This is a genomic window from Pseudomonas sp. SJZ131 (genome assembly GCF_007828705.1).
GTDB lineage: Bacteria > Pseudomonadota > Gammaproteobacteria > Pseudomonadales > Pseudomonadaceae > Aquipseudomonas > Aquipseudomonas prosekii.
Map to the genome: position 1 here is coordinate 752,660 of NZ_VIVC01000001.1, position 20,864 is coordinate 773,523.

The 20,864-nt window shown below is 60.1% G+C and carries 19 protein-coding genes and 1 tRNA gene; 10 read left to right on the forward strand and 10 right to left on the reverse strand.

What is annotated here, in order from left to right; all coding sequences use genetic code 11:
* Positions 1-10 precede the first annotated feature (10 nt).
* Together FBY12_RS03170 and FBY12_RS27765 are read right to left on the reverse strand one after the other, a co-directional pair.
* Positions 11-1,084 (reverse strand): 3-deoxy-7-phosphoheptulonate synthase, encoded by a 1,074-nt coding sequence (locus tag FBY12_RS03170; RefSeq protein ID WP_145251096.1) that lies wholly within the window; start codon positions 1,082-1,084, stop codon positions 11-13.
* 338 nt (positions 1,085-1,422) lie between these two features.
* The gene (locus FBY12_RS27765) at positions 1,423-1,551 is read right to left on the reverse strand and encodes a hypothetical protein (RefSeq protein WP_256663252.1); all 129 of its coding nucleotides are present in this window, start codon (positions 1,549-1,551) and stop codon (positions 1,423-1,425) included.
* Between the two features lie 161 nt (positions 1,552-1,712).
* On the opposite strand from FBY12_RS27765, the gene FBY12_RS03175 reads away from it, so the two are divergent.
* From FBY12_RS03175 to FBY12_RS03195, 5 genes are all read left to right on the forward strand, one after another.
* Entirely contained in the window at positions 1,713-2,180 is a 468-nt protein-coding gene (locus FBY12_RS03175) for an N-acetyltransferase (protein ID WP_145251099.1), read from the forward strand.
* A 104-nt stretch (positions 2,181-2,284) separates the two neighbouring features.
* Positions 2,285-2,926, forward strand: a complete 642-nt coding sequence (uvrY, locus tag FBY12_RS03180; RefSeq protein ID WP_082356623.1) for a UvrY/SirA/GacA family response regulator transcription factor — start codon at positions 2,285-2,287, stop codon at positions 2,924-2,926.
* Between the two features lie 2 nt (positions 2,927-2,928).
* The gene (gene uvrC / locus FBY12_RS03185) at positions 2,929-4,752 is read left to right on the forward strand and encodes an excinuclease ABC subunit UvrC (RefSeq protein ID WP_145251102.1); all 1,824 of its coding nucleotides are present in this window, start codon (positions 2,929-2,931) and stop codon (positions 4,750-4,752) included.
* Positions 4,753-4,785: 33 nt separating this feature from the next.
* Positions 4,786-5,346: a CDP-diacylglycerol--glycerol-3-phosphate 3-phosphatidyltransferase gene (gene pgsA / locus FBY12_RS03190; protein WP_092269174.1), complete on the forward strand. Its 561-nt coding sequence runs from the start codon at positions 4,786-4,788 to the stop codon at positions 5,344-5,346.
* Positions 5,347-5,409: 63 nt separating this feature from the next.
* A tRNA-Gly gene (locus FBY12_RS03195) sits at positions 5,410-5,485 on the forward strand.
* 117 nt (positions 5,486-5,602) lie between these two features.
* Here the strand turns inward: FBY12_RS03195 and ycaC are convergent.
* The 4 genes from ycaC to FBY12_RS03215 form a co-directional block, all read right to left on the reverse strand.
* Positions 5,603-6,235, reverse strand: coding sequence for an isochorismate family cysteine hydrolase YcaC (ycaC, locus tag FBY12_RS03200; protein WP_092269171.1), 633 nt, complete (start codon positions 6,233-6,235; stop codon positions 5,603-5,605).
* Between the two features lie 169 nt (positions 6,236-6,404).
* Positions 6,405-6,683 carry a Rho-binding antiterminator gene (locus tag FBY12_RS03205; RefSeq protein WP_145251105.1) on the reverse strand — a complete coding sequence of 93 codons (279 nt, stop codon included), beginning with the start codon at positions 6,681-6,683 and terminating at the stop codon, positions 6,405-6,407.
* A gap of 1 nt (position 6,684) precedes the next feature.
* On the reverse strand, positions 6,685-6,948 hold the full coding sequence (locus FBY12_RS03210; RefSeq protein ID WP_145251108.1) for a DUF2024 family protein: 264 nt from the start codon (positions 6,946-6,948) through the stop codon (positions 6,685-6,687).
* The gene (locus FBY12_RS03215; RefSeq protein ID WP_121730657.1) at positions 6,945-7,688 is read right to left on the reverse strand and encodes a hypothetical protein; all 744 of its coding nucleotides are present in this window, start codon (positions 7,686-7,688) and stop codon (positions 6,945-6,947) included. The genes FBY12_RS03210 and FBY12_RS03215 overlap by 4 nt, the downstream gene beginning before the upstream one ends.
* A gap of 70 nt (positions 7,689-7,758) precedes the next feature.
* Here FBY12_RS03215 and FBY12_RS03220 point away from each other — a divergent pair, with 70 nt between their 5' ends.
* Together FBY12_RS03220 and uvsE are read left to right on the forward strand one after the other, a co-directional pair.
* Positions 7,759-8,367, forward strand: coding sequence for a MarR family transcriptional regulator (locus FBY12_RS03220; RefSeq protein ID WP_145251111.1), 609 nt, complete (start codon positions 7,759-7,761; stop codon positions 8,365-8,367).
* A gap of 98 nt (positions 8,368-8,465) precedes the next feature.
* Positions 8,466-9,488, forward strand: coding sequence for a UV DNA damage repair endonuclease UvsE (gene uvsE / locus FBY12_RS03225; RefSeq protein ID WP_145251115.1), 1,023 nt, complete (start codon positions 8,466-8,468; stop codon positions 9,486-9,488).
* Here the strand turns inward: uvsE and FBY12_RS03230 are convergent.
* The 3 genes from FBY12_RS03230 to FBY12_RS03240 form a co-directional block, all read right to left on the reverse strand.
* Positions 9,485-11,905 carry a hypothetical protein gene (locus tag FBY12_RS03230; protein ID WP_145251118.1) on the reverse strand — a complete coding sequence of 807 codons (2,421 nt, stop codon included), beginning with the start codon at positions 11,903-11,905 and terminating at the stop codon, positions 9,485-9,487. The two genes, uvsE and FBY12_RS03230, sit on opposite strands and share 4 nt — an antisense overlap.
* A 55-nt stretch (positions 11,906-11,960) precedes the next feature.
* Positions 11,961-12,461, reverse strand: a complete 501-nt coding sequence (locus tag FBY12_RS03235) for a PaaI family thioesterase (protein WP_145251121.1) — start codon at positions 12,459-12,461, stop codon at positions 11,961-11,963.
* A gap of 79 nt (positions 12,462-12,540) precedes the next feature.
* A complete protein-coding gene (locus FBY12_RS03240; RefSeq protein ID WP_145252298.1) occupies positions 12,541-13,719 on the reverse strand; it encodes a GGDEF domain-containing protein in 1,179 nt (392 codons plus the stop codon).
* A 190-nt stretch (positions 13,720-13,909) separates the two neighbouring features.
* Between FBY12_RS03240 and ligD the strand changes: the two genes are divergently transcribed.
* The 3 genes from ligD (at position 13,910) to FBY12_RS03255 (ending at position 19,853) form a co-directional block, all read left to right on the forward strand.
* Entirely contained in the window at positions 13,910-16,465 is a 2,556-nt protein-coding gene (gene ligD / locus FBY12_RS03245; protein ID WP_145251124.1) for a DNA ligase D, read from the forward strand.
* A 13-nt stretch (positions 16,466-16,478) separates the two neighbouring features.
* Entirely contained in the window at positions 16,479-16,703 is a 225-nt protein-coding gene (locus FBY12_RS03250; protein ID WP_145251127.1) for a DUF2188 domain-containing protein, read from the forward strand.
* A 180-nt stretch (positions 16,704-16,883) separates the two neighbouring features.
* Positions 16,884-19,853, forward strand: a complete 2,970-nt coding sequence (locus FBY12_RS03255) for an EAL domain-containing protein (protein WP_145251130.1) — start codon at positions 16,884-16,886, stop codon at positions 19,851-19,853.
* Here the strand turns inward: FBY12_RS03255 and yghU are convergent.
* Positions 19,786-20,625, reverse strand: a complete 840-nt coding sequence (yghU, locus tag FBY12_RS03260) for a glutathione-dependent disulfide-bond oxidoreductase (protein WP_145251133.1) — start codon at positions 20,623-20,625, stop codon at positions 19,786-19,788. The genes FBY12_RS03255 and yghU overlap by 68 nt on opposite strands.
* Between the last annotated feature and the right edge of the window lie 239 nt (positions 20,626-20,864).

The window sequence follows — 20,864 nt, forward strand, 5'->3', positions numbered from 1 at the left end:
GCGGCGTCAGTTAACGCTTTTGTGCGCGCAATCGCTGGGCGGCCTCGCGCAGCAACTGCTCGGTGCCGATCCAGCCCAGGCAACCGTCGGTCACCGATACGCCGTACTGCAACGACGGGCTCAACGGCTGGCAGCCTTCGAACAGGTGGCTTTCGATCATCATGCCGATCAGCGAGCGATCACCGTGCAAGCGTTGTTCGAGGACATCGTTGAACACCTCAGGCTGGCGCAGCGGGTTTTTACCGCTGTTGGCGTGGCTGCAGTCGACCATGATCCGTGCTGGAATTTTCAGTTTGGTCAGGTCGTGGTTGATCCGGGCGACGCTGTCGCGGTCGTAGTTGGGGCCGTGATGGCCGCCGCGCAGCACCAGATGGGTGTCGGGGTTGCCTGGGGTTTGAATGATCGCCGGATGCCCTTGGCTGTCCACGCCGAAATGCCGGTGCGGATGGGCCGCTGAACGCATGGCGTCGCTGGCGACGGTGACGCCACCGTCGGTGCCATTCTTGAAACCGACCGGCATGCTCAAGCCGCTGGCCATCTCGCGGTGAATCTGCGATTCGGTGGTTCGTGCGCCAATGGCAACCCAGCTCAGCAAATCGTCGAAGTACCCGGCGGCCATGGGCTGCAGCAATTCGGTGGCAATTGGCAAACCGAGCTGGAGCATTTCGCGCATCAGTTCCCGCGACAGGGTAAGGCCGGCGGCCATGTCGTCGCTGCCATCGAGGTGCGGATCGTAGGCCAGGCCTTTCCAGCCAACCGTTGTGCGGGGTTTTTCGACGTAGGCGCGCATCACCAGCAGCATTTCGTCGCTGACCTCAGCGGCCAGTCGGGCGAGGTTGGCGGCGTATTCCAGTGCGGACTGCGGGTCGTGGATCGAACAAGGGCCGACGATTACCAGCAAACGGGAGTCTTCACCGTTGAGAATCGCGCGAACGGCTTGGCGGTGCGCGGCGACTTGCTGGGTCAGGGCAGTGTTGAGGGGTAATTGCTGTTTGAGCTGCAATGAGCTGGGCAGACGCAAGGTCAGTGCTTCATTGGCCGGGCTCAAGGTGGACAGTGGCAAAGCGGAGACGGACGAGTTCATATGCAAATTCCTGGGCTGGCGGCGGGTTCATTCCCGCGTGCTCGGCCCTACTGGGGTGTTCGACAATTGGCCGGATTGGCTGCGTGTGTGTGCTTGCCACCTGTGGGTGACCGATCGGAGGCGGCAGGCTGTCCCGAGCGGAGGCTGGTAAATCGCCAGGCGGAAAAACTGTCGTGACGGTAATAAGTGGCGTAGTTCATTGGGTAAATCCTCAAGTTGTCTGGTAGGTGTCGCTGAATTTTTGTACGGCTGAAAAAACAAAACCCCCGGTCGGGAAGCCGACCGGGGGTTGAGAATTCTCTGGTGGCGACCCGTTTAAAGTGGGCGCCGTGTGGGTATCAGGCGCGCCAGTGGCTAAACCAATACCCAAAATAAAAGCTGACCGGAGCACAAACGTCATTCACCCGGGCAGCCGCCACCGAGCGCAGGGCGCTGACGGTACGAAGCTGTGAGAGGGTGTTGGACATGGTCTGTCTCCGATGAATGCGCCGAGCTTACTAGAGGGCGGCAGGCGGATTCAATCAGAAAATGCTATCGGCGCCGCGCGGCAATTTCTATCGCTTGAGTGCTCGCAGGGTTGTGACACACTCGGGGCTCGGCCGAATCGGTCACTGTTTCGGGGCTCTGCATGACTTACGCATTACGGCCGGCGACTTCTTCGGACCTGGGATTCGCACGCGACCTGACCTGTCAAAACATGCTGCGCTATTACATTCAGTACGATTTGCTCTGGCAGGACGAAGCTTTCGATGTCGCTTGGGCGGGGCGCGAAAACTGGATGATCATGCAGGGCGACCTCTGCAGCGGATTCGTCAGCCTGAGTCGTGATGCCAAGGCGTTGTACATCCGCGAATTGCAAATCAGCGAAGCCTTTCGCGGGCAGGGCGCCGGTTCCTGGGTGATCGATCAGGTTCTGGCCAAGGCCCGCGCCGAGCGAAAACCTGCATTGCGCCTGACCGTATTCAAAAACAATCCGGCGCAGGCAATTTATCGGCGCAAAGGCCTGGAGGTGGTCGGCGAGGATGAGTGTTTCCTCAGAATGCAGCGTGATGTCGGGGCCTGCTCTTCGCTGAAACACACGGATGGCAAGCCCTGAAAGACGAATTGAAACTTTTTATATGCCGCTTTCCGCTAGGTCTGCCTGTCGCTTTTTGCTAAGGTGTCCGGCAACTCAATACGACCATATCGCGAGGTGTCTGCTTGATTAGGGTGCTAGTAGTCGATGACCATGATCTCGTTCGTACAGGCATTACACGAATGCTGGCTGACATCGATGGCCTGCAAGTAGTCGGTCAGGCCGAGTCGGGAGAGGAATCCCTGCTCAAGGCGCGTGAGTTGAAACCCGATGTGGTTCTGATGGACGTCAAGATGCCCGGGATCGGCGGTCTTGAAGCCACGCGAAAACTGCTGCGCAGTCACCCGGACATCAAAGTCGTCGCGGTCACTGTGTGCGAAGAAGACCCGTTTCCGACCCGCTTGCTGCAAGCTGGGGCGGCGGGTTACCTGACCAAGGGCGCCGGTTTGCCGGAGATGGTCCAGGCGATTCGCCTGGTATTTGCCGGCCAGCGCTACATCAGCCCGCAGATTGCCCAGCAACTGGCGATCAAGTCGTTCCAGCCAACCAATGATTCACCTTTCGACGCATTGTCCGAGCGCGAGATCCAGATCGCCCTGATGATTGTCGGTTGCCAAAAGGTCCAGATCATCTCCGACAAACTCTGTCTGTCACCGAAAACCGTGAATACCTACCGTTACCGCATTTTCGAGAAGCTTTCGATCAGCAGCGATGTAGAACTGACACTGTTGGCGGTTCGTCACGGCATGGTTGATGCCAATCTCTGAAAATGACTGAAGTCTTCGATCCGAGTGCATTCCTGTCGACAGTGAGCGGACGCCCAGGCGTCTACCGCATGTTCGACAGCGACGCGCGCCTGCTTTACGTCGGCAAAGCCAAAAACCTCAAGAAGCGTCTGGCGAGTTATTTCCGCAAAAGCGGTCTCGCGCCTAAAACAGCGGCGCTGGTTGGGCGTATTGCCCAAGTCGAAACCACGATCACGTCCAATGAAACTGAAGCGTTGCTGCTAGAGCAGACGTTGATCAAGGAATGGCGGCCGCCGTACAACATCCTGCTGCGCGACGATAAATCCTATCCGTACGTATTTTTGTCGGACGGCCAGTTTCCGCGGCTGAGCATCCACCGTGGCGCGAAAAAAGCCAAAGGCAAGTATTTCGGGCCTTATCCCAGCGCCGGCGCCATTCGTGAAAGCCTCAGTCTGTTGCAGAAGACTTTTTTCGTCCGCCAGTGCGAAGACAGCTACTACAAAAATCGCACGCGCCCCTGCCTGCAATATCAGATCAAACGTTGCAAGGCACCATGTGTCGGGCTGGTAGAGCCAGAGGTGTATGCCGAGGACGTGCGACATTCGGTGATGTTCCTCGAAGGCCGCAGCAATGCGCTGACGGACGAGTTGTCGGCTGGAATGGAAGAGGCGGCGATCAACCTCGAGTTCGAGCGCGCAGCCGAATTGCGCGACCAGATTTCCTTGCTGCGGCGGGTCCAGGACCAGCAGAGCATGGAGGGCGGCTCCGGTGACATCGACGTGATCGCCGCGTTCGTCAACCCGGGCGGCGCCTGCGTGCACTTGATCAGCGTGCGCGGCGGGCGGGTGCTGGGCAGCAAGAACTTCTTCCCGCAAGTCGGTATTGAAGAAGACGTTTCCGAAGTCATGGCGGCATTTCTGGGCCAGTACTTCATCAGCAGTCCCGAACGGGATTTGCCCGCCGAACTGATCGTCAACGTGGTTCACGAAGATTTTCCGGTGCTGATCGAGGCCATTCACGAACTGCGCGGTCGCGAACTGTCCATCAGCCATCGGGTGCGTGGCACCCGGGCGCGCTGGCAGCAGTTGGCGGTCACCAACGCCGAGCAGGCATTGGGCGCACGTCTGGCCAATCGTCAGCATGTTGCCGCTCGTTTCGATGCGTTGGCCGAAGTACTGAACCTCGACGAGCCGCCGCAACGCCTCGAATGCTACGACATCAGCCACTCCAGCGGCGAAGCCACCGTGGCGTCTTGCGTGGTGTTCGGGCCGGAAGGGCCGATCAAGTCCGATTACCGCCGCTACAACATCGAAGGCGTGACGCCCGGCGATGATTACGCGGCAATGCACCAGGCCCTGACCCGGCGTTTCAGTAAACTCAAGGACGGCGAGGGCAAGTTGCCCGACATTTTGCTGGTGGACGGCGGCAAAGGTCAGCTGTCGATGGCGCGCGACGTGCTCAATGAACTCGCGGTGCCGGACCTGATTTTGTTGGGCGTGGCCAAAGGTGCGACGCGCAAGGCCGGTTTTGAAACCTTGTATTTGAACGACGCCGCACATGAATTCACGTTGCGCGGTGATTCCCCCGCGTTGCATTTGATCCAGCAGATTCGCGACGAAGCTCACCGTTTCGCCATTACCGGGCATCGCGCCCGACGTGGCAAAACCCGCCGGACGTCAACGCTGGAAGGCGTTGCGGGGGTTGGGCCGACACGTCGCCGCGATTTGCTGAAACATTTTGGTGGATTGCAGGAGCTGTCTCGTGCCAGCATCGAAGAGATCGCCAAAGCACCCGGGATCAGTAAAAAGCTCGCTGAGTCGATTTATGCAAACCTGCACAGCGAGTAGAATGCCCAACTCACCTCGTAGCCAGTTGTGCCGATGAATATCCCTAATCTGATTACCGTTCTACGCGTCCTGCTTATCCCGATCTTCATTCTGCTGTTCTATCTGCCTTACCAATGGAGCTACCTGGCCTCCAGTTCGGTCTTCGCTTTCGCCGCTGCCACTGACTGGCTCGACGGATACCTGGCCCGCCGCCTGGAACAAAGCACACCATTCGGAGCGTTTCTCGATCCGGTGGCCGACAAACTGATGGTCGCCGTCGCGCTGGTGTTGCTGGTGCAAGAACACGGCAACCTGTGGCTGACGCTGCCGGCAGCGGTGATTATCGGTCGCGAGATCGTCGTCTCGGCGCTGCGCGAGTGGATGGCCGAACTCGGTGCCCGTGCTCACGTTGCGGTATCGAACCTGGGCAAATGGAAAACCGCCGCGCAAATGCTCGCGCTGGTGATCCTGCTGGCCAACCCGTCGGACTTTACGTTCTGGGTATTGTTCGGTTACGCGTTGCTGCTGATCTCGGCAGGCCTGACATTGTGGTCGATGGTCCAGTATCTGCGGGCTGCCTGGCCGCATCTGAAGACCGACGTCGAAAAGAAATAAAACTTTTTTGAATCAAGGGGTTGACGGGGCTTCTGGATTCTATAGAATGCGCCACACCAAGACGCGGGAATAGCTCAGTTGGTAGAGCACGACCTTGCCAAGGTCGGGGTCGCGAGTTCGAGTCTCGTTTCCCGCTCCAAATATTAAAAAGCGCCACTCATTGAGTGGCGCTTTTTTTTGCATGTTTTTCTACTTGGCTTAATTCGCAAACAACAAAAAGCCCGCTAAAAAAGCGGGCTTTTGCGATTCTGCTGACTTACGCCTGGCGAGCTGCCAGTGCCGAGTAGCTGTTCATCAGGTTGCGGTAGTTCGGGATGCGCTGCGACAGCAGATTGCCCAGGCCTTCGATATCGTTGCGCCAGTCGACCTGCAACTCACAGGCTACCGAGAACCAGTTCATCATCTGGGCGCCGGCCTGAGTCATGCGGTTCCAGGCGGCTTGCTGCACGGTGGTATTGAAGGTGCCGGAAGAGTCGGTGACTACGAACACTTCAAACCCCTCAGCCAGTGCCGACAGTGTCGGGAAGGTCACGCAGACATCGGTCACGACGCCGGCAATGATCAGCTGCTTGCGGCCAGTTGCCTTGATTGCTTTGACGAAGTCTTCGTTATCCCAGGCGTTGATCTGGCCAGGACGGGCGATGTACGGCGCATCCGGGAACATTTCTTTCAGCTCCGGGACCAGCGGGCCGTTGGGGCCTTGTTCGAAACTGGTGGTGAGAATGGTCGGCAGTTCGAAGAACTTGGCAACGTCGGCCAGGGCCAGCACGTTGTTCTTGAACTCGTTCGGCGAAAAGTCCTGTACCAACGAGATCAGACCGGTCTGGTGGTCGATCATCAACACTACAGCGTCGTCTTTGTTCAGGCGGTTGTAAGTGGCGTTGCTCATGATGAAATCCTTTATCGAGGTAGGTAGGGGTAGGGCGTCGTCCGTAGGGCTGAGCTGGGTCAGTCGCTTCGTTCAACATGGGCCCAGATTAAAGATCTACCTCGAGATGAAAAAGCGCCTGGAAACGGTTTGACTGTCAACTCAAAAAGGACAATACCAACGCTCCAGCTCAAAAGCGGCAAACGGCTTCACTGAAAACGATTCGGCCAAATTCTGCATGATCGTCCAGCGGAGTGATTGCCAGCAGTTGATCGAGGCGCACCTCCACTGAGTGACCATCCTGCTCAAACACCATGAATTCCTCCTTGCTCGGCGCGGTGCGGGTGGTCACGGCCCGGGCGATCAGCCGTTGACCGTCAACCCGTTCGACGTTCAACACGTAGCCGCGCAGGCAGGCGATTTCCAGAAAGTCGTGCAGATCACAGTTCAACGGCTGATAGGTGTGCATTTCAATCCTCCTGACAACCTTGCAGTTCAAGAATGTAATAACCCTGTTGGCTGATCGCTTGCGCCACCACCGGGTTACCGGGTTCGACGTGGCAGAAGCGGCATTCGCTCTGGGCAATGTCCTCGTCGTTGAGGCCTTTTTCCAGGAGATACTGACGGGCGTGCGCCTGGGCTTTCTCGGCGTCGTTGCCTTCGATCAGCACATCGAAGTGCAGGTAGCGGCCGGTTTTGGTGCGCACGTGGGTGTCGAATACTTTGATGGTCATTTTTGCTGGCCCTCCAGTTTCCAGGTGCCCGGCAACGACAGGTCGCCTGAGGCAATGTCATAGACGCTGCTGACGCACAACAGCGGGTTGTGCAGGTCGGCGTTGACCTTGAGCGCGGCGGTCACGCCATCGAAATTGAAGCTTTGCGGAAAACCGACTGCGGCCAGCGGCACACGAATCTGCGCGGCGTTTTCCTTGACGCTGAGCGTGTAACCGGGCGAGTCGATGTAGATCGGCGCGCCGGGCCAGGTCGCGGGCAGTTTCGGTTTCGCGTCTTTGGGGATGTCGCGCACTTTCAGGCCGCCGGGGCCGCAGCTCTCATCCTTGCTCAAGACCACCCAGTGCGAGTGCCAGAGGCCGCCGTCGTTGTCCTTTTTGCCGTCGTGGTTTTCGTCGGCTTGCGGCGTGTCGTCGAAGTCCGGGTGCGAGGTCAGGGCGAGCGCCAGAATGCCGGACTTGGCGTCGAAACCGACCGCGCCGCTGTCGAGGCTGGTCGGCCAGACGTAGCTGTAGACTTCGGCGCCGGCAAACGAGCCCTTGGCGGTCGGTACGCGGCTGCCAGCCTTGCCGTCAACCAATTGCTCGAAGACCAGGTCGCTGCCGTCCTTGAAAACCCGGGTTTGCACCAGGTCGAAAGCGGCGTCGGTTTTGCCCGGTGCGCTGTGAATGTGATTGCTTTCGTGGGCCCAGGCTTGCGAGGTGAGGAGGGCGCTGACGGCGATGGCCAATGCAGTTTTCATGGTGGCTTCCAAAGGTGAGTTGGTATTGATCCGACACCACAAGCCTAAGGGAGCAGCGATTTTTGTCAATATGGTTTTTATTCGATACTATCTATCGGCCCGATTAATCTGGACATGCCCTGTGTTATTTGACCTGTTGGAACGCCTTTCAAGCCTGACCCGCGTGTGGTTCCGCGAGCATCCGTTGCTCGCCGAATTGCAGCCAATCCAGCTCAGCGCGCTGATGTACCTGGCGCGCTGCAATCGTTATTCGAATACGCCGCTGGCGGTCACCGACTATCTGGGGTTGACCAAAGGCACGGTGTCGCAGTCGCTGAAAGCGCTGGAAGCCAAAGGCTTGCTGACCAAGGTTCAGGACGTCCGGGACAAGCGCAGCGTGCACCTGGAATTGACCGACAGCGCCCGCGAACTGATCGGCGCGGTGATGCCGCCAGAATTTCTGGTGACGGCAACCCGGCAAATGGGCAGCCACGCCGCCGATCTGGAGACCCTGCTTCTCGAGTTATTGCGCACCATCCAGCGCGGCCAGGATGTGCCCGGTTTTGGTTTGTGCCATTCCTGCCGTTTTCATCAGGTGTCGGCGGAGGGTCCGTTCTGCAAACTGACCAAAGAGCCGCTGAGCGTCCGCGAGGTGGACCTGATCTGCCGCGAATTCAAGCAACCGGAAAAAATCGCCTGACATTGATATTGACGTTGACATAGCCGCGCAAGTCGATCGAACCGTCGCCGCTGGCGCGCAGTCACAAGACCATCAGCGCCAACACTCCAAGGATCCCCATGTCGTCGCCCCGAATCGGTTTCGCCTGCCAGTATCGCCACCCGCAACGCAGCCTCGCGCTGGCGGAGTTGAAGGTGATCGAATCGGCACTCAACCCGCGTACTACGACGTTGCGCTGGATGAACAGCGTCGAAGTTCACGTCGCGCAGCAACGGTTGATCGAGATCGTCGAGCACAACCTCGCGGCCCAACTGAAGTTGTTGGCGTACGTCGCCGAGTTGCCGGCGCCGCTGCGCATGCTGCGCCTGAGCAGTGATTTGTTGCCGTTCTACAGTCATCCGCAGATCAGCGCGTTCTACCAGCAACCGGAAATTATGCTGAAGCTGAGTGAAGGCTTTGCGGCGATTGGTGCGCTGGCGCGAAGTGCCGGGATTCGCCTGTCGATGCACCCCGGCCAGTACTGCGTGTTGGGCTCGGATCGTCCGGACGTGGTGGAAAACAGCCTGGCCGAATTCGAATACCACGCCGACATGATTCGCATGATGGGTTACGGCGTGCAGTTCCAGGATTTCAAATGCAACATCCACATTGCCGGCCGACTAGGGCGCGAAGGCATTCGTGCGGTGTGGCCACGGCTCTCGCAAGTGGCGCGCAATTGCATCACCTTCGAAAACGACGAAAAAACCTACGGCGTCGACGACTGCCTGGCGCTCGCCGATCTGGCGCCCGTGGTGCTCGACGTCCACCATTGCTGGATTCACGAAAACGATTACATTGCGGCAGATTCCAAGCGTGTATCGCGCATCGTCGACAGTTGGCGCGGCGTGCGCCCGACCATGCATTACTCGCAACCCAAGGAGCAATTGCAGGAATTGGGCTTCGGCGCCGAGATCAAATTGGAAATGGACGCGGTGACTCAAGTGGTGTCCAAGCGCGATCTCTACGCGCACAGCGACCGCATGTGGAACCGCTGGACCAACGAATACGTGGTGCAGTTTCTCGACCGTTTCGACGTGATGTTCGAAGCCAAACACAAGAACCTGGCGACGCAGGAATTCTACGAGCAATACCTGCGCAACTAGCGCCACGGCTCCAGCGCCGCTTTATCGAGTGCTTGCCACGCAGGCGCGTTGGCCAACTGATCCTTGGTCAGCCACAGCCCGCCGCTTGGCAGCAACGGTTCGGCGGCAAGCGCCAGCACATCGCGCAACTTGATCACATTGAGCGAGCCGCGATCGCGGTCACCCTCGGCGGCCCAGTCGTGTTGAAACAGGCGCACCTTCAACGCCTCCCCGGTAAAACCTTCAAACTGCGGCCGATTGCGCAACCACTGCGGTGATTGGCGCAAGGTGTGTTCCTGCACATCCAGCAACAACAATTGCCAGGCCATTGCCCCGTCGACATCGAGGTGCAGCCGCGTCAGCGCCAGATAACGCGCGTCCGCGGACCAGATCATCGCCGGCGCAAGATCATTGACCGCGCAGCCCGATGCCGTGAGCAAATAACCGCCCAAGCGCGGACTGTGTACGCGCAGCCAACTGTCGGCGTATTCGGTTTCACAGCCAAACAGCCATGCCGCATCTTCACCGTTCGGGGCTGGCTGGACGAAATCGCCATCGGCAATCGCCACTTGCGGCTGCGTCACTTCGCGCCAATTGGGCAGAACATTCAGCCCATGAGCGCTGACCTGCAGTTCACACCATTCAAAGTACAACCGCGAATCTTCTCGATATCGACAGAACTCAGGCACCTCGCCGGCCTCCGGTGGCGCTTGATCAAAGCGCTGCAGCGCGGTGCTTTCGCGAGCCTGAGCCAGCCGTCCGCGAATCACCGCGACGGCGACAATTGGTCCCCGAAAATCCAGCAAGCGCGCCGCCAATAACGCCGGGCTGTTGAGCAATTGTCGTTGCTCGGTATCGGCGACCACCACACCGCCGTCAACGGCAAACGGGATCAACGCGATGTAGCGTCCCGCGTCACACACCCGATGATCGAGCTGCCAAACGCCCGGCAACTGCCATTCGCCAATCGTGCAGGAATAACCGCCATCCGCTTGCCCAGTGAATTGCGCACGAGTTGCGCCGCTCACCAGCGCCGACTCGACCAGCGTCGCACCGCGCTGGCCGTCGCCACTTAACGGCACGGCCAGTTGCACGCGGGTCAGGCGCCGCTCGGCAACCTGAATCCGCCCGGCAGCGTCATGCCCGACCTGCGAATCGCAGTCGCTGTGAATGCTGTACAAACCGTAGCCGTAGCGGCCGTGATCAGGCTGCGGATAGTCGAGATAAGAGGAAACCCGCAGGTAAAACTCATCCAGTTCCAGCGGTTCGGTCCAGCCGAGCGAAGGCTCGTCGTCGGCGCCGATCCACGGTTCGGGCAACATTTGCCAGCCTCGGTCAACGTGCCAGAGCCAATAGCCGAGCGTGTCGCCGGAGCGCGCGCGGCAAGCGAACGAGCGGCTGTCGCGGCTCCAGATGATCGCGGTGTCGGCATTGATCAATAACGCCGTCGCTGCGCCGTTGACGCTGACGCGATAGTCGGGATGGCTCAGCGCCTCGCACGGTTGCGGCAATTCGCGCAGGCTGGCGGGCAACACCTTGAACGCCTCCACGCGCAGCTGGCCATCCGGGGAAACATGCTCTAGCGCGTCGGGCGCGAGGTTGTGCTGCCACGCGCCGGGCTCCAGCCACAGGTCGGCAACCGGCACCAGACTGACCTTTTCGGCAGTCGCCAACAGATTCTCCAGGCTGATTTCCCGGGCGCCGTTGTCGACCAGCGGGCTGTAGCGCCCCACCAGAACGCCGTCGCTGAAATCATCCAGTTCCCAGAATTCATCGCAAGAACACTGGTAGAGCTGGCGCGCCTGCCGATCCAGAATCACCAAACCCCACGCCTGCCGCGAAGGCACAGGCGCGGCGAAATAACGCCCGTCCGTGGAGAACCGCGCCGATGAGCCAAGCCCCTGCAACAGCACGCCATCGGGAAACAGGTAATCGCAGAGCACCGGCCCGCCCATGGCGATTTCGCTGTCATTGAACACACGGATCGGCTCGCCCTCGGGCGTCTGCCGTGGCTCGCCGCCGCCCCAGGCACTGGCGCCGCCGGACGAGTGGCCGTGCGGCGATGACTTGGCGCGTTTGTCTTCGGCAAAGCCAAAACGCCGTTCCAGATGACTGACGCACGCCAGTCCGCCAAACATCACCAGCGCCGCCCCGGCGATATCCCAATATTGCGGCAACGCCCGGCCAACGTTGAACCCCAAGCCAATCGCGGCGGAGGTCATTAACCGCGCCAAACCGCGCCCGGTGGCTTTCCAGCCGAAGCGCGCCGCCAGCCACATGCACGCCGCGCAGCCCAGCACCACACCGACCGCCCACAGCAACGGGATGACCGCGACCAGGAAAATCGGCACCAGCAGCACGGCGATTTGCCAGAGCAGATCGAGCAACAGTCGCGGCAGGCTTTTTTCGTCAGCAGGTTGCTCGGAAGAGTAGGGCACCGTTACCTCGATAACGAAAAATGAAGGGACTTCAGCGGGTCAGATCAGCGCAGGTTCAGCGCCCATGCGCGGCGTTGGCCAGTTGCCCGGTGTCCACACGCACGAAGGTCGAGTCGCCAATGGCGGTCAGCACTTCGCCGGCGTAGACCTCGCAGATCACCCGGGTCTTGCGCCCGACGTCGCCCTCGACTTTCGCCCGTAAGGTCAGCGTGACGCCCATTGGCGTCGGTTTGATGAACTTGATGCCGAGGTTGCCGGTGACGCAATCGATGCGCGGCAGGCTGTCGGCTGCGCGCTGTTCGGCGCGGTAGTGATACGCCATGGCGGTCCAGTTGGAATGGCAATCGACGAGCATGGCGATCAAGCCACCGTAGACCAGATCCGGCCAACCGCAATATTTGGCCTCCGGCACATGCTCGGCGACCACGTGCACGCCGTCCGCATGCCAGACACTTTTGACGTGCAACCCCTGTGGATTGCGCCCGCCGCAGCCGTAACAAACGCCGTCGGGCGCGGCGAGGTCTTGCAGAGGTTTTTCGGAGTGGGGATGAGCCATGACGAGGTCGTCCTGAAGTGGGTGGGCCAGACATGCGAACCAGAAGCAGGCAGATTCTAACCCCGGACCTCGCCAGGCGTTAACTGACGTTCTGCCCTTCACCCCGCGCGACGGTTGCGTCAATCAGCCGAATGCTGTCGCGGCCGCCACGTTTGGACGCATACAGCGCCGCATCACCCAGTTCGATCAGCGCCGCGAGGCTGCTCGGCGGCTGATCGAACAGGTTGGCGCCGATGCTTAGCGTCACCGGTTCCGGGGTGGCGAAGGTCTGCGAGGCGATGTTCTGAAACTGCTCGCGCAGTGTGTTGCCGAGACTGATGACGCGTTCGTGCGAGGCGTTAGTCAGCAAAATGATGAATTCGTCGCCACCCAGCCGCGCGGGCAGGGCATCGTCGGGTAGGACCGCGCTTATCATCTCGCTCAGCGCCACCAGCAAGCGGTCGCCGGCCGCATGGCCGTACAGATCGTTGACCAGTTTGAAATTGTCGATATCGATCATCATTAATGCGCCGGGACGTGCCGGCGCGACGTCCTGCAACAAGCGCGGCGCTCGCCGTTCCAGGGCGCGGCGGTTGTACAGCGCAGTCAGCGGGTCGCGCGCGGCCAGCCGAGCGATCTGTTTTTCACGTCGATAGCGCTCGGTGCCAGTCATCGACAGCGCGATCAGCATGATCGCCATCGCGCCTTCGACCAGCGAAATCTGAATGATCTCGCCACGAAATGCCGCCAGATCGATCAGCGTGCCGGGGATCACCACAGTCAACGCCTTGGCGACATAGAAGCTGCCGTGGATCAGCAGCACATAGCGCAACTGCACCGCGCCGATGCTCAGCGACTTGCCATGCGGGCGCAGCATGAAACTGGCGCGCAGCGTCGATAGCGCGACCAGCAGCGAGTTGGCAACCAGCATCACTTTCGACCAGATTGCGCCGTCCGGCACCAGCAGCATCGCCAGCCACGCGACGAATATCAGCGACCAGCCGCGCGACAACTGCGTTTGCGTGAAGCGCGCGACGCCGAGCAAAAACAGGAAGTGTGCGGTCACCAGCAGGCCGTTGGCGAACCAGATGCCAATAAACAGAAAGCCGTTGATGCGCAGCAGTGCGAGGGTCGAGCCGACGCTGATCGTGGCAAAACCGGCGCTCCAGAACAGCAACGAAGGCTGGCGCACGCTGCGCCATTCGATCGCCAGGTACAGCGCGGCGGCTGCGGCGAGCGCGACCGAAAGTGTCAACAACGTGGGCGGGTCGAGCGGCATTTCCAGGCGGGCCTGCATGATGGCAAAAAGGAGCACGATTGTAAGCGGTCGGGTCCGTTTCGCCCAGATTGGCGGGGTGCCGATGATCGCTTCGTCGCAGCGTGTCAGCCTACTGCCCGGCGGCTGATCGAATACTCGGAACTAGTCGCGCAGCGCTTGCCTCTCAACAGGATTGAGCGAGGGTTTGGGCATGAGCGATGCGCTGGACGACTACAACAAAAAACGCGACTTCGACGCCACGCCGGAGCCGTCGGGCGCGGTAAAACGCAAGCGCCGGACCGCGAAGGCGCAGGCGCTGCAGTTTTGCATTCAAAAGCACGACGCATCGCGCCTGCATTACGACTTTCGCCTGGAAATCGACGGCACGCTGAAGAGCTGGGCCGTGCCCAAAGGCCCGAGTCTCGATCCGCAGGTCAAGCGTCTGGCCATGGAAGTCGAAGATCATCCGCTCGATTACGCCTCGTTCGAGGGCAGCATTCCGCAAGGCCATTACGGCGCCGGCGATGTGATCGTCTGGGACCGGGGGATCTGGAAACCGATTGGCGATCCGGTTGAATCGCTTAAAAAAGGCAAACTCAAGTTCGAACTCGAAGGCGAGAAACTCGGCGGCATCTGGAACCTGGTGCGTACGCATCAGGAAGGCAAACAGAAACCGTGGTTTCTGATCAAACATCAGGATGCTGCGGCGAAACCCGAAGCCGAGTTTGACGTGGTCAAGGCGCAGCCCGATTCGGTGCTCAGCGAGCGCACGCTCATCCCGAAAAAGCGCAAGGGCAAAACCGCCGAGGCGAAACCGGTCGAACAAGTCCCGGCGCCGCGCAAACGCAAAGGTTCCGGCACGTTGACCGGGGCCAAGAAAGCGCCGCTGCCAGCAACGCTGAAACCGCAATTGGCGACGTTGGTCGAGTCGGCGCCGTCCGGCGATTGGCGTTACGAGATCAAGTTCGACGGCTACCGCATGTTGGCGCGGATTGAAAACGGCACCGTCCAGTTATTCACCCGCAACGGCCATGACTGGACCGCCAAGTTGCCAGCACAAGCACAAGCGCTGGCCAGCCTGGGGTTGGAGTCGGCGTGGCTGGATGGCGAAGTGGTCGCCGCTGACGAAAACGGTGTGCCGAGTTTTCAGTTATTGCAGAACGCTTTCGAGTCCGGCAAAAGCGGCGCGATTGTGTTTTACCTGTTCGACATGCCGTACCTCAACGGCGTCGACCTGCGCGAAGTGCCGGTTGAAGAACGGCGTTCAGCGCTGGCGAAAGTGCTGGAACGCAGCGAGGACGAAATCCTCAGGTTCTCCGAAGACTTCGGCGAAGACGCCAGTGACCTGCTGGCCAGCGCCTGCCAGATGAACATGGAAGGCTTGATCGGCAAGCGGGTCGGCAGCCCTTATGTTTCGCGGCGTTCCGATGACTGGATCAAACTCAAATGCCAGCAGCGTCAGGAATTCGTGGTGGTCGGCTATACCGAACCGAAAGGCGCGCGGACGCTGTTCGGCGCGCTGCTGCTCGGCTTGCACGACAAGGACAGCGGCGAGTTGCGCTACGCCGGCAAGGTCGGCACCGGGTTTAACGAGCGGACGTTGAAGTCGATTCACGCGCAACTGACGCCACTCGAAGTCAAGAAGCCTGCGGTGGTCAATCCGCCGACCGGATTCGAGGCCAAAGGCGTGCATTGGCTCAAACCCGAGTTGCTCGCGGAAGTGGCTTACGCGGAAATCACCAAGGACGGCTCGGTGCGCCATTCGGTGTTCCATGGCCTGCGCAGCGACAAACCGGCCAAGGACATCACCGAAGAAACGCCCAAAGACGTGAGCGAACCGAGCACGCCAGCGCCTGAGAAAAAACCGAAAAAATCTGCCACACCGACGCCTGGGAAGATCCGCATCACTCACCCTGACCGTGTGATCGACGCCAGCAGCGGCTCGACCAAGATGCAATTGGCGGAATACTACGTCAGCGTCGCCGACTGGATTTTGCCAACCCTGAAAAACCGGCCGATCGCGCTGGTGCGCGCGCCCGAAGGCGTTGCCGGCGAGTTGTTCTTCCAAAAGAACGCCGAGCGCCTGGCGATTCCCGGCATCGAATCGGTCGACGGCGAAACCGTGATGCTGATCAATAACGCCGAAGCGCTGGTCGGCGCGGTGCAGATGAGCACCATCGAATTTCATTCGTGGAACGCTCGGGCGCCGGACCTGGAACGCCCCGATCGCTTCGTCCTCGACCTCGACCCGGACCCGGCGCTGCCGTGGAAAAGCATGGTCGAGGCAACCACGCTGACCCTGACTATTCTCGATGAGCTGGGCCTGACTTCGTTCGTCAAAACCAGCGGCGGCAAAGGCATTCATCTGGTGGTGCCGCTGACGCCCAAGGACAGTTGGGACTCGGTCAAGGATTTCAGCCACGGCATCGTCAAGTACATGGCCAAGCTGATTCCGCAGCGCTTTTCGGCGGTGTCGGGGCCGAAAAACCGGGTTGGGCGGATCTTCATCGATTACCTGCGCAATGCAAAAGGCGCGACTACCATCAATGCCTATGCGGCGCGTACGCGCGAAGGTTTACCGGTGTCCGTGCCGATTTTTCGCGAGGAAGTCGCCGAAATCAAAGGCGCCAACGTCTGGAACATCCACAACTTGCACGAACGTCTGGGCGAACTGGGGGAGGACCCATGGGCCGATTACGCGAAAACCCGACAGACGATCACTAACGAAATGCGCCGCAAAATCGGTTTGAAACCCGTTTCTAAATAACAAGGAAAACACCATGGACAACTATCACATCGCGATATCGGGCAAAGGCTGGCAGTTGAAGAAGGAGGGCGACGACAAAGTGTTGAAGACCGCCGAGACCAAATCCGAGCTGATCGAAATGTCGGCGGCGTTTTTCAAGGGCAAAACCGCTTCGCTGAAGATTCACAAGGAGGACGGCACCATTCAGGAGGAACGCACCTACCCGCGCAGCGCCGACCCGTCGAGCAGCAAAGGCTAGAAATCGATGGAGCAGAAGATTCCCGGCCGAGGCGAGTGGCCGGGTTATCCGTCTCTTGGTTGAACTTAAGTGAATAAAAATATTGAAAAAACCCGCTATAAGCTTTAAACGAGAAGTCCACTGGCACATTGCTAGCAATTAATAAAAAGTCTCGCCAGTTTTTGGCCCCAGGGAGTGCTGATGAGTTTTCTTCCATTGACCGCCGACGCCTCGCGGCAATCGAACGATTGCGACGCTGTCGCCTCTCAATTGAAAGAGAACCCGGACACAACCGGCATGGCCAACGCTGACAGTGGCGACAATATCAACAGCATCGACAACTTGCTGGAAGCCGCGCGCAATGGCGCTCACAGCACGGCGTGGGTGGTTTATCGCGCCGGGGAACATTTGCACTTGGTCGGGCAGGGCGATGCGCAGGCGCAATGGCCATCGACCATCAGCAACGAAGAATTTTCACAGTTTTGCCAGACCCGAGGCCTGCACCGCTGGCCCACCGGCCGTGGCGAAACCGTGCTCGGCTGGCTGCTTGCGCCGGTGAGTGAAGCCGCCGACCCGGCGCTGGCCGAATTCGCACAACGTCTGGGCGTCCAAGTGCAAACCGACACCTTGGCGCGGGCGCAGATTACTCAGCGGGTGCTGTACGAAATCACTTATCTGGCCAGTTCGACTCGCGACCGCTCGGTGTTTCTGGTCGGCGTCCATCAACTGCTGGCCAGCCTGATCGACGCGGAAAATTTCTATCTCGTCCTCTACGATCCGCACACGCGCAAGATGGATTACCCGTATTACGTCGACACCATCGACGTTGAAGCGCTGGAATCGGAAAACTACGAATTCCTCGACCCCGAGCACCTGTCGCTGACCGCGCAAGTGTTGACCTCCGGCCATCCGTTGCTGATCGACGCCGCCGGGATTCACGCGGCGGAGGCTGAGGGGCGTTTTTATTGCGTGGGTGACTGTCCGGAGTTCTGGATGGGCGCGCCGCTGAAAAATGCCTCGGACGACGTGTTTGGCATGCTCGCGATGCAGGTCTACGAGGTGTCGCGGATTTACAGCGCCGAAGATCGCGCGTTGTTTCTGGTGGTTGCGCGCCACGTGGCGATGGCGCTGGACCGTATTCTGCACCGCGCCGACCTCGAAGAAACGGTGATGCGCCGCACTCTGGAGCTGTCAGCGCTGAACGATGCCTTGCGTCAGGAAGTGCTCGACCGCGAGCGCGCCGAGCACCTGCAAAGTGCGCTGTTCCAGATTGCCGAACTGTCGAGCCAGCCCGGCGACATGGCTGAGCTGTTTCAAACCCTGCATGGCATCGTTGGCGACTTGTTGTTCGCGCAAAACTTCTACATCGCGCTGTTCGACGACGCGACCAGCGAAGTGACCTTTCCTTATTACGTTGATGAACGGCAGGTCGTTCGCCCGGTCGCTCGGCGTGGCCGTCGCGGCTTGACCGAGTATGTGATCCGCCAGCGCCGCCCGTGCCTGATTGACACCGACGAGGCCGAGCGATTGTCCGCAACCGGCGAAATCGAATTGGCCCATGAGTCGGTGCGTTCGTATTCGTGGCTGGGCATTCCGTTGTTCGACGGTGACGTGGTGCGCGGCGTGCTGGCGGTGCAGAGCTATACCTCGCCGGTGCGTTATACCCAGCGCGATCAGGAACTGCTGACCTTTGTTTCGCGACACATCGACACCGCGTTGTCGCGGCGCACCGCCGCCGAAGCGATTCACGCCGCCAATCTCAAACTCGAGGCGCGGGTGCAGGACCGTACTCGCGAGCTCGATCACGCCAACGCCAAGCTGCAACACGAAAACTCCCACGATGCGCTGACCGGTCTGCCGAACCGCACTTACCTGCAACAGCATCTGAATCAGGCATGGGAGCTCTTTGGCAGCGAGGGCGGCAATCTGGCGGTGATGTTCATCGACCTCGACCGTTTCAAAATGGTCAACGACAGCCTCGGCCACCACTTTGGCGATCTGCTGTTGATGCAAGCCGCCAACCGTCTGCGCGGCTGTCTGCGCGACACCGACATGCTCGCCCGGTTGGGCGGCGACGAGTTTTCGGTGCTGGCGCCGGGTGCGCCGCTGGAAGCGGTGATCGATATCGCCGAGCGTATTTTGCTGGCGTTTGACCTGCCGTTTTTCATCAATGGCCACGAGGTGTTTTCCTCTTGCAGCATCGGCATTGTCAGCGCCGACAGCCAGTTTCACCACGAGCCGGCAGACTTGCTGCGCGACGCCGATGCGGCGATGTATCGGGTCAAAAGCGCCGGGCGCGACAGTTACGCGGTGTTCAATCAGGAAGTGCGCCGCGAAGTCTCCGATCAGGTCGAGCGCGAAGGGGCGTTGCGTAACGCGCTGAAACGCAGTGATGAACTGCTGCCGTATTTCCAGCCGATTGTCAGCGTCGACACTGGCGAGTTGGTTGCGCTGGAGGCGTTGATTCGTTGGCATCAACCGGGCGGGCGGATTATCGCGCCGGGCGAGTTTTTGCCGGATGTCGAAGGCTTGCGTCTGATCGGCCGGCTGGATTTGTACATGCTCAACAGCATCGCCGCGATCCTCGCGCAACCGGAACACGCGAACTGGCCGCCGGTGCACGTCAATTGCTCGAGCTACAGCATGACCCGGCCGGATTTCGCCACGGATGTGCTGGCCTTGTTGGCGTTGCACCAAGTCGCGCCGTCGCGGATTTGCCTGGAGCTGACCGAAGGCGCGCTGGTCGCGGAACCGGCCATCGCCCGGCTGACCATGCAGCAATTGGCCGACAACGGTATGTCGGTGGTGCTGGATGACTTCGGCGCCGGGTTCTCGTCCCTGAGTTACGTGCACCAATACCGCTTCAGCGGGTTGAAGATCGACAAGTCGTTCATCCTCGAACTGACCAGCAGTTCGCGCAGCCGCGCGATTGTCCGGGCGATTGTGCGCATGGCGGAATCGCTCGATCTCAGCGTAGTCGCCGAAGGTGTCGAGGATGAAGCGACGCTGGTCCTGCTGCGCGAAATGGGTGCGGGGCAGGCCCAGGGTTATTTCTTCGCCAAGCCGATGGGCCTGGAGGCTTTGCAGGCAAGTGCTCTGATCGTCAGTCCAGATCAGCAGCCTGATGCCGCTCCGGCACTTGGCTCGCCTCGTCGCCCCACGTCCGGTTGACGCGCTGCCCACGAATCACCGCTGGACGATTGGCGATGTCCTCGGCCCAGCGCTGCACGTGGGTGTATTCCTGCGCAGAGAGGAATTCGGCGGCTGAATAAACGTTGTCGCGCACTATCTGCCCGTACCACGGCCACACGGCGATGTCGGCAATGCTGTACTCATCGCCGGCCAGATACGGACTCTCGGCGAGGCGCCGATCCAGCACGTCCAGTTGCCGTTTGGCTTCCATGGTGAAGCGATTGATCGCGTACTCGAACTTCTCCGGGGCGTAGGCGTAGAAGTGCCCGAAACCACCGCCCAGGTACGGCGCAGCGCCCATTTGCCAGAACAGCCAGTTCAGGGTTTCAGTGCGTCCGGCGGGATCGCTCGGCAGGAATGCGCCGAATTTTTCCGCGAGATAGAGCAGGATGGAGCCCGACTCGAACACTCGAATCGCCGGCTCGACGCTGCGGTCGAGCAGTGCGGGGATCTTCGAGTTCGGGTTGATATCGACGAAGCCGCTGGAGAACTGATCGCCTTCGTTAATCCGGATCAGCCAGGCATCGTATTCGGCGCCGCTGTGGCCGAGTGCGAGCAACTCTTCCAGCAGAATGGTGACCTTGACCCCGTTCGGCGTGGCCAGCGAGTAGAGCTGCAACGGGTGTTCGCCGACTGGCAGTTGTTTGTCGTGAGTCGGCCCGGCAATCGGCCGATTGATGCTAGCGAACTGGCCGCCGGATGGCGCAGTGTTTTTCCAGACCTTGGGCGGGACGTATGACGCTTTGCTCATGAGAAAAACCCCCATTCGGTGATTGCGCTAATCGCGAATAGGCTTTCTTACGCGGCATGCCCAAAAACGTCAACCGCCGATAACCCGCTGCTTTCTCGATAACCCCGTCCCTTTGTAGCAGCTGGCGCAGCCTGCGTTCGGCGGCGAAGCCGTCGTGATATCGGCCACCGCGGTGTTTCAATTAAATCTCGCGGTCCGGGTTTACGACGGCTGCGCCGCCGGACGCAGGCTGCGCCAGC